The 14,484-nt window shown below is 73.6% G+C and carries 12 protein-coding genes; 4 read left to right on the forward strand and 8 right to left on the reverse strand.

Translation table 11 applies throughout. The features are described from left to right. The first annotated feature begins 30 nt into the window (after window positions 1–30). Both bioF and H4F90_RS09215 read left to right on the forward strand, forming a co-directional pair. Window positions 31–1,224: an 8-amino-7-oxononanoate synthase gene (gene bioF / locus H4F90_RS09210; protein WP_182663784.1), complete on the forward strand. Its 1,194-nt coding sequence runs from the start codon at window positions 31–33 to the stop codon at window positions 1,222–1,224. Between the two features lie 13 nt (window positions 1,225–1,237). Next, window positions 1,238–2,350 (forward strand): alpha/beta hydrolase family protein, encoded by a 1,113-nt coding sequence (locus H4F90_RS09215; protein ID WP_182663785.1) that lies wholly within the window; start codon window positions 1,238–1,240, stop codon window positions 2,348–2,350. A 20-nt stretch (window positions 2,351–2,370) separates the two neighbouring features. Here the strand turns inward: H4F90_RS09215 and H4F90_RS09220 are convergent, their stop codons facing one another. After that, on the reverse strand, window positions 2,371–3,399 hold the full coding sequence (locus H4F90_RS09220; protein ID WP_182663787.1) for a nuclease-related domain-containing protein: 1,029 nt from the start codon (window positions 3,397–3,399) through the stop codon (window positions 2,371–2,373). A gap of 160 nt (window positions 3,400–3,559) precedes the next feature. Between H4F90_RS09220 and H4F90_RS09225 the strand changes: the two genes are divergently transcribed. Beyond that, window positions 3,560–3,973 carry a hypothetical protein gene (locus H4F90_RS09225; protein WP_182663789.1) on the forward strand — a complete coding sequence of 138 codons (414 nt, stop codon included), beginning with the start codon at window positions 3,560–3,562 and terminating at the stop codon, window positions 3,971–3,973. Window positions 3,974–4,004: 31 nt separating this feature from the next. Here the strand turns inward: H4F90_RS09225 and H4F90_RS09230 are convergent, their stop codons facing one another. The 7 genes from H4F90_RS09230 to H4F90_RS09260 form a co-directional block, all read right to left on the reverse strand. Continuing rightward, on the reverse strand, window positions 4,005–5,600 hold the full coding sequence (locus H4F90_RS09230; RefSeq protein ID WP_182663791.1) for a VWA domain-containing protein: 1,596 nt from the start codon (window positions 5,598–5,600) through the stop codon (window positions 4,005–4,007). Window positions 5,601–5,632: 32 nt separating this feature from the next. Beyond that, complete coding sequence (locus H4F90_RS09235; RefSeq protein ID WP_182663793.1) at window positions 5,633–7,138, reverse strand: AAA family ATPase; 1,506 nt, start codon at window positions 7,136–7,138, stop codon at window positions 5,633–5,635. 73 nt (window positions 7,139–7,211) lie between these two features. After that, the gene (locus H4F90_RS09240; protein WP_182663795.1) at window positions 7,212–7,787 is read right to left on the reverse strand and encodes a YceI family protein; all 576 of its coding nucleotides are present in this window, start codon (window positions 7,785–7,787) and stop codon (window positions 7,212–7,214) included. Between the two features lie 77 nt (window positions 7,788–7,864). Continuing rightward, complete coding sequence (locus H4F90_RS09245; protein WP_182663798.1) at window positions 7,865–8,434, reverse strand: YceI family protein; 570 nt, start codon at window positions 8,432–8,434, stop codon at window positions 7,865–7,867. 92 nt (window positions 8,435–8,526) lie between these two features. Then, window positions 8,527–9,102 (reverse strand): cytochrome b, encoded by a 576-nt coding sequence (locus H4F90_RS09250; protein WP_182663800.1) that lies wholly within the window; start codon window positions 9,100–9,102, stop codon window positions 8,527–8,529. 121 nt (window positions 9,103–9,223) lie between these two features. Beyond that, window positions 9,224–9,706: a cyanophycin metabolism-associated DUF1854 family protein gene (locus H4F90_RS09255; RefSeq protein ID WP_182663802.1), complete on the reverse strand. Its 483-nt coding sequence runs from the start codon at window positions 9,704–9,706 to the stop codon at window positions 9,224–9,226. Next, window positions 9,703–11,985: a cyanophycin metabolism-associated ABC transporter gene (locus H4F90_RS09260; protein ID WP_182663804.1), complete on the reverse strand. Its 2,283-nt coding sequence runs from the start codon at window positions 11,983–11,985 to the stop codon at window positions 9,703–9,705. Before H4F90_RS09260 ends, H4F90_RS09255 begins: the two co-directional genes overlap by 4 nt. Window positions 11,986–12,174: 189 nt before the next feature. Between H4F90_RS09260 and H4F90_RS09265 the strand changes: the two genes are divergently transcribed. Continuing rightward, the gene (locus H4F90_RS09265; protein WP_182663806.1) at window positions 12,175–14,397 is read left to right on the forward strand and encodes a cyanophycin synthetase; all 2,223 of its coding nucleotides are present in this window, start codon (window positions 12,175–12,177) and stop codon (window positions 14,395–14,397) included. Window positions 14,398–14,484: the final 87 nt, after the last annotated feature.

Below are 14,484 nucleotides of genomic sequence, written 5' to 3' on the forward strand. Positions count from 1 at the left end.
GAGGGCTTTGCCGACCAGGTCGCCGCCCCCATGCCCACCCCCGACGCTGCGCTCGCCCCCGAGCTGGACGACTGGATCGCCCAGGGCCTGCAGCGCCGCCGCCGGGCGGTGCGGCCGGTGCCCGGATCAGGCGGCGTGCGCCTGGCGGTCGACGGCATCGAGCGTCTGGCCTTCTGCAGCAACGACTACCTCGGCCTGGCCCTGCATCCCGCACTGGTGGCTGCTGCACAGGCGGCCACCGCCCGCTTCGGGGCAGGCGCGACGGCCTCGCCCATGGTCTGCGGCCACAGCGAGGAGCAGGCCGCGCTGGAAGACGAGCTGGCCGCCTTCCTCGGCCGGCCACGCGCGCTCTATTTCTATGCCGGCTATGCGGCCAATCTCGGCGCGCTGCCGGCTCTCGTCGGGCGTGGCGACCTGATCGTCTCCGACCGCCTGAACCATGCCTGCCTGATCGACGGCGCGCGGCTTTCCGGCGCCACCGTGCGGCGCGTGCCGCATGCCGACCTGGCGGCGGTGGAGGCCGCACTGGCCGCAGGGAGCAGTGCGCGGCGGCGGCTGGTGGTCGTCGACGCGGTCTTCAGCATGGATGGTGACCTGGCCGATCTGCCCGCCCTGCTGGCCCTGTGCGAGGCGCATGACGCCTGGCTCTACATCGACGATGCGCATGGCCTGGGCGTGCTCGGCCCGCGCGGCCAGGGCAGCGTGGCGCACTGGGGCCTGGACGGTGTGCCCGGCCTGGAGCGGCTCATCCACATGGCCACCCTGGGCAAGGCCGCGGGCGGGGCGGGCGGCGTGATCGCCGGCAGCGAGACCGTGATCGAGTGGCTGCTGCAGCGCTCGCGCACCTACATGTTCGCCACCGCCGCGCCGCCGGCCACCTGCGCCGCACTGCGCGTGGCCCTGCGCCTGATCGCCGACGAGCCGCAGCGCCGCACCCAGCTGGCCCGGCTGCGCGAGCGCCTGCGCGCCGGTTTGCGGGGCCTGCCCTGGCCGCTGGCGCCATCGGAAACGGCCATCCAGCCCCTCATCGTCGGCGACAGCACCGCCGCCCTGGCCCTGTCGGCCGCGCTGGAGGCGCGGGGCCTCTGGGTGCCGGCCATCCGTCCGCCGACCGTGCCCGAGGGCAGCGCGCGGCTGCGCATCACCCTCAGCGCCGCCCATGGCCTGGACGATGTCGACCGCCTGACCGGCGCGCTGCAGGCCCTGGCCGCCGCCCAGGGCTGAACCGGATCCCGGCATGGACGCCCTTCGCCGCCGCCTGAGCCTGGCCCTGCCGCTGGCCGCATGGGGCCGGCCTGCCGCCGCAGAGGCCATCGATCCGATACCCGCCGACCCCGGCGGCCCCGGCCCTTGGGCCCCTGGCCGCGTCGATCTGGACGGGCTGGCCGAACCCGCAACAGGCGGTCGCCCGCTGGCCCTGGCCCTGCACCAGCCGCTGGATGCGCCGCCCGGCTTGCGGCCGCTGCTGCTCGTCTCCCACGGTGCGGGCGGCGACCGCGACAGCCACCGTGCGCAGGCCGAACACCTGGCCTCGCATGGCTTCGTCGTCGCCTGCGTCGAGCACCCGGCCAGCGGCCCGGCCCGACTGCGCCAGGGCGGCCGCCTGCGGGCCAATCTGGCCGCCATGACGCGCGACGCCGAGGAGGTGCTCGGCCGGCCGCGGGACCTGCGCCTCGTGCTGGACCGCCTGCTTGCTGGCACCCTGGGCGTGCCCGGCGCCGCGCCGCGCATCGACCCGACGCGGATCGCCGCGCTCGGCCACAGCTTCGGCGCGGCCACCGTGCTGATGCTGGCCGGCGCGCGGGTCGCGCTCGACGGCCTGCAGCCCCCGCCCCCCGGCGCGCCGGGGCTCGGTCCGGATGCCTTCGAGCCGCGGCTGCGCGCGGTGATCGCCCTGTCGCCGCAGGCCGAGGCGCCGCCCTTCTTCCGTCCCGGCAGCTTCGCCAGCCTGCGCTGCCCGGTGCTGGGCCTGAGCGGCAGCCGCGACGCCAGCCAGGGCGGGAGCGGCCCCGAGGATCGCCGCGCTGCCTTCGCGCGCTGGCCCGCCGCGGGCGGCCGCCACGGCCTGGTCTGGATCGAAGGCGCGGCCCACCTCGACTTCGCCGATGACGATGCCCTGCCGGCCCCGCCACGCCGCCATCTGCGCCGCGAGGCCGGGCGCCCGCCGAGCGCGCCCGGTCCCCTCGCCCGCGGCCGCGACGCCGTGCAGCCCCTGGTCCGCGCGGCCAGCCTGCTCTACCTGCGCGAGCAACTCTTCGCCGATGCCGAAGCCCGGACCCGCCTCAGCGCCTCCGGCCTGGCGCCCTGGCTGGGCGGCACGGCGCGCGGGGTCGAGGTGCAGCGGCGCTGAGCCGAACGATGCCTGTGCGGTCAGAGCTGCAGGTTCTCCGGCCAGAGGAAGTAGGGGCCGAAGCGGCTCTTCTCGATATGGCAAGCGCCCGCCGCAAGTGCTTTGGGCGTCAGCACGTCCCGATCCCCCTCCGGCCGCAAGTAACCCGCCGCGCGCAGGAGTTTCAGGGTCTCCGTCAATCCGCCGCGTACGCCCAGGCGATTGGCCAGGCGCGAGGTCGACAGGCGGCCCTTGTGCGGGTCGTCCTCGGCCGGCGGGTCTGCGGGATGGGCGGCCTCAACGGGTGCCGGGGGCTCCCCCCGTGGCGGCCTGACCTCCAGGCCGAACTTCGACGCCCAGTCGATGCGGATGGGCCGGTGGTGCGAGGCCAATCGCTCGGCCAGTTCCCGCAGCGTGTCGCTGCCGATCAGCTTGGACAGGCTGCTGACCGCGCCGCCGAAGCCGATCTGTTCCGCGTCGCGCTGGATGTGCTGCCAGACCTGATCCGCCTTGACGATGCCCTGGAACGCCGTCGGGACGGGCTTCGGGCGTTGGATCCGGGCCCCCTTGCTGACCACGACCAGGGAGAGGAAGCTGGGCCGCAGCGTCAACCCCAGGCGCGTCGGCAAGGGGAAGGACGGGCTGTTCATCAGCGCTTCCAGCACATCGATGTGCTTTTCGTTCTGCGCGAGCGGCGAGGGCACACCACGCGGCCGGCCGTTGAAAAAGGCCGTGAACTCGCCTTGGGCGTTCACGGCCACGCCCTCGCTGAAGTGCTTGGACTCGCAGACCCAGCAGTCCAGGAAACGGTTGATCAGCAGGTGGTCGATCTGCGCGACACGGCCCGCGTGTTCCAGCCGCAGGTCGTGCAGCACCGCCCAGTTCTTGCTGTCACGCAGATGGAAATCGAGCTCGTACGCGGTCTCGGCTTCGCCCCGCAGCCCGGCCCGCAGCATGCGGATCTCGAGTTCGATCTGGCTCCGCTGGCGTTCGCTGGCTTGCGGGTGCGCCAGCAGGTGCTGAAGTGTCGACAGATCCGCCTGTCGATCATTGGCTGATTTGATGTGCATGTCCCTTCCCTTGCGCCGTGTCCCGGGTCAGCGCATCTCGGAGAGGGTAGCCAGCCCGGGCGCTTCAGGGCACCAAGGCTTTCACGGGAAAGCCCGCAGCCTGCGGCCGCGGGGTGCCGTTTCTAAACTTGGGCATGTTTCCCAACATTGGATGCCGCCCATGCTGCTGCGCTTGCTGACCGCTGCCGCCTTGATGACCAGCCTGGCGCCCGCCCGGGCTGCGTCTCCCATGCCCTACAAGACCGTGTCCGAGGCCCTCGCCGCGCTTTCGGCCAAGGACGGTGCGATCAAGACCGAGGCCGATGGCTGGATCACCGTGACCGAACCGCTGGAAGGTCTGCAGTGGAGCTTCGTGCCCGGCAGCCACGGGGCCTATCCCAGCCTCGTCCGCCGCAGCATCGTGCGTCCGCCGGGCGAGCCGGCACGCGTCGAGATGGCGACGATCTGCGAGGCGCCGGCCAGCGCCTGCGCGGCACTGGCGCAGGAGTTCGAGGCGCAGAACAGCCGTTTCGAGCAGTACGTGCGCAGCCGTGCCCGCAAGCCGCCGCCCGGCGGCGCGCCCGCGGCCCCCTGAGGCTGCCCCGGTCCGGGGCAGCCTCAGCGATTCAGCCGCGTGGCGGCGGGCGGGTGGGCGAGCCCGGCTCGTCCGCCCCGCCCTGGGCGGCCAGCCCGCGCCTGGCGCGTTCGCTGAGCGCATTCGGAAAGTACAGCGCGGTCAGGCTCTTGCTGTGCACCGGCGAGTGGCCGCCGGCTTGGGCGGCCGGGTCGGGATGGTGACGGCGCCAGTCGCGCACCCAGTGCAGTTCGTCGCAGAGTTCGAGCAGGCCCAGCGTCTCGCGGTCGCCGACGAGCAGGCCGCAGACTTTCAGGCCCAGCGCGGCCCGCGCCTGGTCCAGGGCGTCGAGCGTGGCGGCGGTGCAACCGAACTCGCCGTCGCTCACCACCAGCAGGTCGGCCTGCTGCCAGCCTTCGGCCTGCACGCGCTGCAGGGCGGTGCGGATGGGCTGGGCCAGGTCGGTGCCGCCGTCGAAGGACTGGCCGATGAAGTCCAGCAGTGCGTCCAGGCCCTGGGCGTCGAAGCCCAGGCGGTGCTCCAGCACCTCGCCCGCGCCGCCGAAGGCCAGCACATGGCAGCCGCGGCCTTCGCGGCGGGCTACCCGGGCGGCTTCCAGCACGACGGCCTTGGCCACGCGCTCGGGCGCGCCGCGCATCGAGCCCGAGGTGTCGACGCAGACCAGCATGGGCCCGCGCGCGGCCGGTGGCGCGGCCGCCCGCGCGGCGGCGGCGACCCACTGCTCGGGCGCGCCGGGCCGCGGCTCGGGCCAGACGGCGGCTTCGTCCCAGACCATCAGCCGCGATTCCGCCAGCCGCGCCCGCCACAGGCGGTGCAGCAGCGGATGGCCGAACTGCGCGGCCTCGGCCGGCAGCATGCGGGCCAGGTCGCGCCCGGGGCGCACGCCGGTGATCTCGCCCGGGGCCCCGGGCAGGCGGGTGTCGACCGCCGCGCCGCGCCGCCGCCGGGGCGATTCGGCCTGAGGCTGGGGCTGCGGCGGGCTGCTGTCCGGACGCTGCCGGCCGAGGCGGGCGATCAGCGCGGCGAGCTCGGTCTGGCGCCGCATCAGGGCCATCAGGTCGCGCGCCTCGTGCAGTTCGCGGCGGCGGAGCTGGCCGGCCAGGCCGTCCCATTCGAGCTCGCCGAGTTCACCCAGATCCTTCAGCAGGCCGAGCAGGTCGGCCAGGTCGGCGCCCAGGGTGTCCCACTCGGCGCGGAAGGCCGCGACCATCGCGGCGATGGCCTCGTCGCGTGGCTGGTCGGCTGGCCGGTCGATCAGGGTGTCGAGATGCCAGAGCGCGGTGCGCAGCACCTGCTCGGCCACCGCCGGCAGGGCGCGGGCGGCCTCGGGCAGACCGAGCGTGCCGAAGGCCTCGCGCAGCGGCGCCACCGCCTCGGCATCGCCGAGCAGGGCCTCGGCCGGCGGCAGTTCGCCCGCCAGCAGGGCCGCGCGCCAGGCGGGCAGCTCGGCCAGGCGCGGCGCGGGCCGGCCGCTGGAATTGACCAGGGCCGGCAACCACAGCTCGCGCGGCAGCGCGGCCACGTCCGACCAGGGCCGGTCGGCGAAGCCGGGCGCCGCCGGAGGGGCCTCGGCGCCGGCTGCGGGCGCAGGCGCTTCAGGGCGGGCGTTCGGGGGCAGGGCGCTCATGCCGGCATGCGCGGGAGGCGCTTCACGCCCCTTCAGGCGCGGGCCGGCGTGCCCGGCCGCTGGCTGAGGCCGGCGACGGCGGCCTGCACGGCATCGCGTGGCGCGGGCCGGGCGGCCGGGCCCTCGGCGGCTGCGCCGGGCTCGTCGGCCCACGGGGGCGCCTCGGGCGCCTCCCCGATCAGTTTCGGATCGATCGGCAGGGCGGCAAAGCCCGCCCGGCAGGCCGCAAGCCGCGCCTGCAAGCCCGCCACCGCCGCCGCGCTGGCCGCCTGCGCGGCGTGCAGACGGGCGGCCAGCATGGGGGGCAGCCAGGGACTGCTGGCCAGCTCGGCCTCCAGCCGGGCGGCGCGGGCCTGCAACGGGGCCTGTTCGGCCTCGGCCTGGGCGATGAGGGCATCGAGCTGTGCCAGCCGGGCCTGCACGTGCACGGGGCTCCAGCGGCGGCGGGACTTGGCTTCCAGCGCCGCGGCGCGGAGGCGCAGGCCGCCCGCGTCGGCATGGTCCAGCCCTTCGCCGCCCAGGTTGCGGGCCAGGGCCATCTTGCCGGCCTGGCCGGCGTCGTCACCGGCCTCGGCCGGCGCGCTTTCTTCGATGCGGAGCTGGGCCTCGAAGGCCTGCACCGCACGGTCGAAGGCCCGGGTGTCGACCGGCTGCGCGCCGAGCAGCTCGGCCTCGACCCAGGCCTGCAGCTCGGCCACCTGGGCCGGCGTGCCGCCCAGGCAGTGCGGCAGCAGCCAGAGGTCCAGCGTCTGCACGGCCTGACGGCCGCTGCTGGCCGCCGCGGTGCGCAGCAGGCCGGCGGTCTGGCGCCAGCGGCGGTCGGACACGGCGATCTGCCGCGCCGTGCAGCGCGCCCGCGCCGCTTGCAGTGCGGCCAGCACCTCGGCCGGCAGCGTCACCCTGCGGGCGGCGGCTGCCAGCGCGTCGCGTTCGGTGACGGTGATGGGCGGGGCTTCGGCCGCCGGCGCGACCTCGCCGAGTTCGAGCAGCGCGGCGAAGCTGGCATCGCCGATCGGCGCGACCGGCACCCGCACCAGGAAGCGGTCGTGGAAGGCCTGCAGGGCCTCGTCCTCCGGCACCTCGTTGCTGGCCGCGACCACGCAGACCAGCGGCACCGGTGCCCGGTGGCTGCCGTTGTCGAAGACGCGCTCGTTGAGCAGGGTCAGCAGGGCATTCAGGATCGCCGAGTTGGCCTTGAAGACTTCGTCCAGGAAGGCCAGGCCGGCGGTCGGCAGGTAGCCGTCGACCAGGCGCTCGTAGCGGTCGGCCTCCAGGGCCTTGAGCGAGAGCGGGCCGAACAGCTCCTCGGGCACCGAGAAGCGGGTCAGCAGGCGTTCGAAGTAGCGCGCACCGTCGAAGGCGGTGTGCAGGCGCCGGGCCAGTGCGCTCTTGGCGGTGCCGGGCGGGCCGATCAGCAGCACATGCTCGCCGGCCAGGGCGGCCAGCAGGGCCAGTCGCACGGCCTCGCTGCGTTCGAGCAGGCCGGCTTCGAGGGCGGCCAGCCGCGGGGCCAGCAAGGCAGAGAAGGGCGCAGTCATACCCGGATTGTGGCGGCCGCCTCCCGGCGGCTCGCCTGCGGGGCCATGGCCCGGGGGCGTCGGCCCCCGTCCCTCACTGCTTGACCGCTTCGACCTGGATGATCAGCTTGATGCTGTCCGGGATGCCCGGCAGGCCGTAGACCATGCCCCACTGGCTGCGCTGGATGGTGGTCTCGAAGTCGCCGCCGCAGACCTCGCGCTTGAGCATGGGGTTGGGGTAGCAGTTGAAGCGCTGGCCCTTGACGGTGACCGGCAGGGTCTTGCCCAGCAGGGTGAGCTGGCCGCTCACCTCGGTGACCTTGTCGCCGTCGAAGACGAATTTGTCGGAGACGAAGCGCGCGGTCGGGAAGGCCTCGCTGTTGAAGAAGTCCTTGCCGCGCAGGTGCTTGTCGAAGGGCGCGGTGCCGGTGCTGATCGAGCCGGTCTCGATCGTGACGTCGAGCGTGCCGGTCTTGGCGGCCCGGTCGATCGTCACCGTGCCTTCCTTCTTGTCGAAGCGGCCGCGGTTGGTCGAGGTGCCGAAGTGCAGGGCCTCGAAGGTGACGAAGGTGTGGCTGCCCTCGATCGCGTAGCTGACGGGTTCGGCCTGGGCGGCGGTGCCGGCCAGGGCGAGCAGGGCGGCGGCGGCCAGGGTGCGGGAAAAGCGCATGGAAGGTCCTTGGGTCGGGGGGAGGGAAGGGGAAGGAAGCCGAAAGGGCTGTGGGCGGTGGCGCCACCGGCGCTTGCTCAGAGCGCCGGCACCCCACGCAGCGCGAACTTGAAGCGCACCTGCACTTCGTCGGCCACGAGCGAGGTGTCGCCCCACTCGCCACTGCCGATCTGGAAGGCCAGGCGCTTGATCGCGAATTGCCCGCTGGCGGTGCTCAGGCCACCGGCCTGGCTGAGCGTGACCGGCACGGTCAGCGCCTGGGCCTTGCCCTTGAGGCTGAGCTGGCCGGCCACCTCGAAGCGGCCGCCGCCCAGGGCCTTGATGGCGCTGGACGTGAAGCGGGCCTGCGGGAACTTGCCGATGTCGAACCATTCGGGCTTGCGCAGCTCGGCGTCGGTTTCCGGAACGCCCAGCGTCGCGCTGCCCAGGTCCACGCTGAAGGCGATGCGGCCGCTGGCCGGCTGGCGCGGGTCGAAGGCGATCTGCGCGTCGAAGCGCTTGAACACGCCCTCGACGGGCACGCCCATCTGCTTGCTGACGAACTGCAGCTGGCTCTGGGCGGCTTCCAGGGTGGCCGCCGGCGGGGTCTGGGCCTGCACGGCAGCCGACAAGGCCAGGGCGGGCAGCAGGAAGAGGATTCGGTTCATGGCGAGGGGAAGGTCAGGTGAGCCCGCGGCGTGCCGCGGCGCGGGAAGGCAGGTCGGAGCGGCGGACCGCCTCGGGGTTCCGGGCCGCTGGCTTAGCCCCGGCCCAGGCCCATGCGGTTCAGCAGGCCGTCACGGTCGATGAACTGGTGCTTCAGCGCGGCGCCGACGTGTACGGCCACCAGGCCCAGCAGGCCGTAGGCCGCGAGCCGGTGCAGGGGCTTGAGCGCGGCAGCCAGGGGTTCGCTGACCGGCACCCAGTCCGGCAGCGGCAGCACGCCGAACCACACGATGGGAAAGCCCTTGGCCGAGCTGTAGGCCCAGCCTGTCAGCGGCACCAGGAAGAACAGCAGGTACATCAGCCCATGGGTGGCGTGGTGCGCACGCTGCTGCCAGCCCGGCATCCGGCGGACGATGACTGCCGGCAGCGGCGGCGGACGGTGCCCCAGGCGCCACAAGAGGCGCAACAGCGAAAGCGCCAGGATCGTCATCCCGGCCCACTTGTGCCAGTTGTAGAGCTTGAGCTGGGTCGGCGAGAACTTCAGCTCGGTCATGTAGAGCCCGACCGCCGCGCTGCCCAGGATGGCCGCGGCCAGCAGCCAGTGCAGCGCGATGGCGGTGGGCGTGTAGCGCGCCAGGGGCTGGGTCGTGGCGGCAGGCGAGACGTTCATGGGCGGTCGGCATCCGTGAGGGCAGGCCCCCACTGTAGGCAGGCCCCTCCCCCGCCGGGCGCTGCCGGCTTGTCGGCAGCGTGCAAAGCGGCTGAAGGCCGGCCCGGACGCAGGCTCCGCTTCAGAGAAAGCGGTCGAGCAGCCGGCGCGAGCCCCGGTCCAGCCGGCGCGGCTGGGGAATGCGGAAGCACAGGCCGTGGCTGTCGGTGATCAGCAGGCTGCCATCGGGCAGGCGGCGGATGTCTTCCTCGCCCTTGAGCACCAGGCTGCTGGGGCCGCGGTCGGTCTCGACCGTCCAGGTGCTGGGGGTGGAGAAGCTGGAGACGGCGAGCAGCCGGGTCAGCTCGGGGCGGAACTCGCGTTCGCGCAACTCGGCCTCGATCAGGGCGCGCGGGCCCTCGGGCAGTGCCGCCAGGCGCTCGATCCAGGCGGCTTCGTGACCGTCGGGGCCGACCAGGGACAGGCCCTCGTCCGGCGCGGTCAGCGGGAAGGCCCGCACCGGCACCACGGGGCAGGCCTCGCCCTCCCCGGCGGGCTGCAGCACCAGGCGGCCGAAGGGGTCGCGATGCAGGTCGAGCCCGGGCGGCGTTTCGGCAGGGTTCATGCGCGGATCTCCTGGGCGCTGTCGAGGCCGGCTTCCTCCCGCCGGGCCTGGGCTTCGTGCAGGCGCCAGTAGGCACCGCCCCGGGCGATCAGCTCGGCATGCGGGCCGACTTCGACGATCTCGCCGCGGTCCATCACCACGATGCGATCGGCCTTGCGCAGCGTCGACAGGCGGTGGGCGATGGCCAGGGTGGTGCGGCCCTGCACGAGGTTGTCCAGGGCCTTCTGGATTTCCTTCTCGGTCTCGGTGTCGACCGCCGAGGTGGCCTCGTCGAGGATCAGGATCTTCGGGTCGATCAGCAGGGCACGGGCGATGGAGATGCGCTGGCGCTCGCCCCCCGAGAGGCCCTGGCCGCGCTCGCCGACGATGCTGTCGTAGCCCTGCGGCAGGCGCAGGATGAAGTCATGCGCATGGGCGGCACGGGCCGCGGCGACGATCTCGGCGCGCGTGGCCTCCGGCCGGCCGTAGGCGATGTTCTCGGCCACCGTGCCGAAGAAGAGGAAGGGCTCCTGCAGCACCAGGCCGATCTGGCTGCGGTAGTCGGCCAGGCGGTGCTGGCGGATGTCGGTGCCGTCCAGCTCGATCGCGCCTTCGCTCACGTCGTAGAAGCGGCAGATCAGGTTGACCAGGGTGCTCTTGCCCGAGCCGCTGTGGCCGACCAGGCCGATCATCTCGCCGGGGCGGATGTCCAGGTCCAGGCTGCGGATCACCCGCCGCGCGCCGTAGCGGAAGCCCAGGCCGCGCAGCGTCAGCCGGCCCTGCACCGGGTGGGCGAGGGGCTTGGGCTCGGCCGGATCGGGCACGTTCGAGACATGGTCGAGGATGTCGAAGATGCGCTTGGCGCCCGACGCCGCCTTCTGCGTGACCGAGACGATGCGGCTCATCGAATCCAGCCGCGCGTAGAAGCGGCCGATGTAGGCGATGAAGGCGGTCAGCACGCCGACGGTGATCGCGTCGCCGGCCACCAGCCAGATGCCGCAGGCCCAGACGATCAGCAGGCCGACTTCGGTCATCAGGCCGACGCTCGGCGAGAACAGGCTCCAGGTCTTGTTCAGCTTGTCGTTGACGGCCAGGTTGTGGGCGTTGGCCGCGTGGAAGCGCTGGGCTTCGCGGCCTTCCTGCGCGAAGGCCTTGACCACGCGGATGCCGGGGATGGTGTCGGCCAGCACATTGGTGACCTCGCCCCAGACGCGGTCGATGCGCTCGAAGCCGGTCCGAAGCCGCTCCCGCACGCGATGGATCAGCCAGGCGATGGCCGGCAGCGGCAGCAGCGTCACCAGGGCCAGGCCGGGGTGGATGGACAGCAGGATGCTGGCGGTCATCAGCATCATCAGCACGTCGGTCGCGAAATCGAGGGCGTGCAGCGAGAGGAAGACGTTGATGCGGTCGGTCTCCGAGCCGATGCGGGCCATCAGGTCGCCGGTGCGCTTGCCGCCGAAGTATTCGAGGCTGAGCGTCAGCAGGTGCTCGAAGGTGGTCGTGCGCAGGTCGGCGCCGATGCGCTCGGACACCAGGGCCAGCACATAGGTGCGCGCCCAGCCCAGGCCCCAGGCCGCCAGGGCGCTGAGCAGCAGACCGCCAAGCAGCAGGGCGACCTGCACCGGGTCGATGGCCTGGCCGTTCTGGTGCGGGATCAGCACCTCGTCCATCAGCGGAATGGTCAGGTAGGGCGGGATGAGCGTGGCCGCGGTCGAGGCCAGGGTCAGGCCGAAGCCCAGGGCGAGCTGCCGGCGGTAAGGCCGGGCGAAACGGCCCAGGCGCAGCAGCACCCAGGTGGAGGCGGGCGGGGCCTCCTCGTCCTCGGTGCCGTGGCCGCAGGCCGGGCAGTCTTCGCGGCCGGCCGGCAGGGCGGCCCCGCAGGCGGGGCAGGGCGCGGCGTCGTCGGCCGGGGCGGCGGCATGGCGGGTCTCGAAGGCCTGCAGGAAGGCCTGGGCCTGCGGCAGCCGGCCCAGGGTCAGGCGCCAGCGGGCGCGCAGGCCCTGCGGCCCGAACAGGCTCAGGCTGGCCAGGCCGGCGAGCTCGCCGAGTTCGAGGCGGTCCTCCGGCCCCAGGGGCAGGGCTTGCGTTTCGCTGTCGGGGGGCTGAACGATGAGCTGGGCCGGTCGCCCGCCCGCCGCAGGCAGCAGGCGAAGCACGAGGTTCGTAAAGCGGCCCGCGGCATCGACGTCAACCGTCAGGCTGGCGCTGCCGTTATCCCCCGCATCGAGCTGCGCCGGCAACGCTGCCCACCCGGGCAGGTTCGGCGCCTCGGAGGCCAATCTCGAATGATGATCATGCATGGTGTTGAGGGGGGCTCGCCGGGCCCGGCGAGCGTTCCGGCGCCGATCCGGAGGGCGGCGGATTCTCGCCGAAGCGGCCCCTGGGACCCCGCCACAACGCGCGGCCCCCTGGCTGCGATGACCGCCGGCGGCGCCGCGACAATCGGCGGCCCTGCCGCCACCTCGGGCGGCGCCCCTGGTGGATCGAGCATGACCCCGTCCTTTGAACTCAAGATCCTCAAGGTCAGGCACCTGCGCGGCCCGAACGTCTGGACCTACCGTGCCTGCCTGGAAGCCTGGCTGGACCTGGGGGTGCTGGAGGATTGGCCGTCCAACCGCATTCCTGGGTTCACCGCGCGGCTGACGGCCCTGCTGCCGGCCCTGGTCGAGCACCATTGCGGCGTCGGCGAGCGCGGCGGCTTCCTGCAGCGCCTCGAAGAAGGCACCTGGGCCGGCCACATCCTCGAGCACGTGGTGATCGAGCTGCTGAACCTGGCGGGCATGCCGACCGGCTTCGGCCAGACGCGCAGCACCTCGCAGCCTGGCATCTACCGCATGGTTTTCCGGGCCCGCGAGGAGCAAGTGGCGCGCGTCGCCCTGGCCCAGGGTCATGCCCTGCTGCACGCGGCCCTGAACGACCTGCCCTTCGACGTGAGCCCGGCGGTCGCCGCGGTGCGTCAGAAGATCGACGAGCGCTACCTCGGCCCCTCGACGGCGGCCATCGTCGACGCCGCCAACGAGCGTCGCATTCCGCACATCCGCCTGAACGAGGGCAACCTCGTGCAGCTCGGCCATGGCGCGCGCCAGCGCCGCATCTGGACGGCCGAGACCGATCAGACCAGCGCGATTGCCGAAGGCATCGCCAGCGACAAGGACCTCACCAAGCGCCTGCTCGCCGCCTGCGGCGTGCCGGTGCCCGAGGGGGAGGTGGCCGAAAGCCCGGCCGAAGCCTGGTCGATCGCGCAGGACATCGGCGGCCCGGTCGTCGTCAAGCCCTCCGACGCCAACCATGGCCGCGGCGTGTCGATCGAGCTGAGCGCCCAGGCCGACATCGAGGCCGCCTGGGGCGTGGCGGATGCCGAGGGCAGCGAGGTCCTGGTCGAGCGCTTCATCCCTGGCGACGAGCACCGCCTGCTGGTCGTCGGCGACCGCGTGGTCGCCGCCGCCCGCGGCGAGCGCGTCTTCATCACCGGCGACGGTCGCTCCACCGTGCGTCAGCTGATCGACAGCCAGGTCAACACCGACCCGCGCCGCGGCGAGACCGAGGACCTGCTGCTCGAAACCCTGATCCTCGAACGCGAGCCGGCCACCCGCCTGTTGCTGGCCCGCCAGGGCCTGGACGGCGAGTCGGTGCCCGAGGCCGGTCGCCGCGTGCTCGTGCAGCGCAACGGCAACCTCGCGGTCGACTGCACCGACGAGGTCCATCCCGACGTGGCCGAGCAGGTGGCCCTGGCTGCCCGCGTGGTCGGCCTGGACATCGCCGGCATCGACCTGGTCTGCGAGGACATCGGCCAGCCGCTGCAGGCCCAGGGCGGCGCGATCGTCGAAGTCAATGCCGGCCCCGGCCTGCTGATGCACCTGAAGCCGGCCGTCGGCGCGCCGCAGCCGGTCGGCCAGGCGATCGTCGAGCACCTGTTCGGCGAAGCCGAGGACGGCAAGGCTGCCGGCCGCGTGCCCATCGTTGGCGTGGCCGGCTCGCGCGACAGCAGCACCATCGCCCGTCTCGTGGCCTGGCTGCTGCACCTGGGCGGCAAGCATGTCGGCCTGGCCTGCCGCGAGGGCCTGTACCTGAACCGCCGCTGCATCGAGCCGGTCGACGCGACCCGCTGGGATGCCGCACAGCGCCTGCTGATGAACCGCCGCGTCGAGGCTGCCGTGTTCGAGAACGATGCCGCCGCCATCCTGCGCGACGGCCTGCCCTACGACCGCTGCTGCGTCGGCATCGTCACCGACCTTGGCGGTGCCGAGGCCCTGGCGGAGCACGACATCCGCGAGAGCGAGCAGATGCTGCGCGTGCTGCGCACCCAGGTCGACGTCGTGCTGTCCGAGGGCACCGCGGTGCTGAATGCCGAGGACGAGCGCGTGGCCGGCCTGGCGCCGCTGTGCGATGGCGAGGTGCTGCTCTATGCCGCGGCCGACCCGCGCGAGGCCGAATCCGCGGAAGCGTCGCCGGCCGCCGCCCGCCTGGCCGCGCACCGCGCCGCCGGAGGGCGCATCGTCTTCCGCCGCGGCGACCGCGTCGTGCTGGCCCGCGGCAGCCAGGAAACGCCCTTGCCGGCCTCGACCCGCCTGCCGGCCGGCCTGGCCGGTGCGCCGCAGGCCGACCCGCTGCTCGCGGCCGTCGGGGCCGCATGGGCCTACGGCATCTCGCCGGACCTGATCGCCGCCGGCGTGCAGACCTTCGACCCGCATCCGCGCCCGTCGACCCACTGAAGGCACGCCCGTCCGGGCGGTGCGCGACGGGTCTCCCGAAAGACCGCCGCGCCGCCCCTTCGCCCGGCTCCGCCGGGCCTCCCAGCC

The organism is Aquariibacter albus (assembly GCF_014145335.1).
Classification (GTDB): domain Bacteria; phylum Pseudomonadota; class Gammaproteobacteria; order Burkholderiales; family Burkholderiaceae_C; genus Aquariibacter; species Aquariibacter albus.

Coding starts and splice junctions, on each gene's coding strand:
- H4F90_RS09215 (WP_182663785.1), top strand. CDS start 1,238: ATGGACGCCCTTCGCCGCCGCCTGAGCCTGGCCCTGCCGCTGGCCGCA.
- H4F90_RS09235 (WP_182663793.1), bottom strand. CDS start 7,138: ATGACTGCGCCCTTCTCTGCCTTGCTGGCCCCGCGGCTGGCCGCCCTC.
- H4F90_RS09240 (WP_182663795.1), bottom strand. CDS start 7,787: ATGCGCTTTTCCCGCACCCTGGCCGCCGCCGCCCTGCTCGCCCTGGCC.
- H4F90_RS09245 (WP_182663798.1), bottom strand. CDS start 8,434: ATGAACCGAATCCTCTTCCTGCTGCCCGCCCTGGCCTTGTCGGCTGCC.
- H4F90_RS09265 (WP_182663806.1), top strand. CDS start 12,175: ATGACCCCGTCCTTTGAACTCAAGATCCTCAAGGTCAGGCACCTGCGC.
- H4F90_RS09220 (WP_182663787.1), bottom strand. CDS start 3,399: ATGCACATCAAATCAGCCAATGATCGACAGGCGGATCTGTCGACACTT.
- H4F90_RS09260 (WP_182663804.1), bottom strand. CDS start 11,985: ATGCATGATCATCATTCGAGATTGGCCTCCGAGGCGCCGAACCTGCCC.
- bioF (WP_182663784.1), top strand. CDS start 31: ATGCCCACCCCCGACGCTGCGCTCGCCCCCGAGCTGGACGACTGGATC.
- H4F90_RS09250 (WP_182663800.1), bottom strand. CDS start 9,102: ATGAACGTCTCGCCTGCCGCCACGACCCAGCCCCTGGCGCGCTACACG.
- H4F90_RS09225 (WP_182663789.1), top strand. CDS start 3,560: ATGCTGCTGCGCTTGCTGACCGCTGCCGCCTTGATGACCAGCCTGGCG.
- H4F90_RS09230 (WP_182663791.1), bottom strand. CDS start 5,600: ATGAGCGCCCTGCCCCCGAACGCCCGCCCTGAAGCGCCTGCGCCCGCA.
- H4F90_RS09255 (WP_182663802.1), bottom strand. CDS start 9,706: ATGAACCCTGCCGAAACGCCGCCCGGGCTCGACCTGCATCGCGACCCC.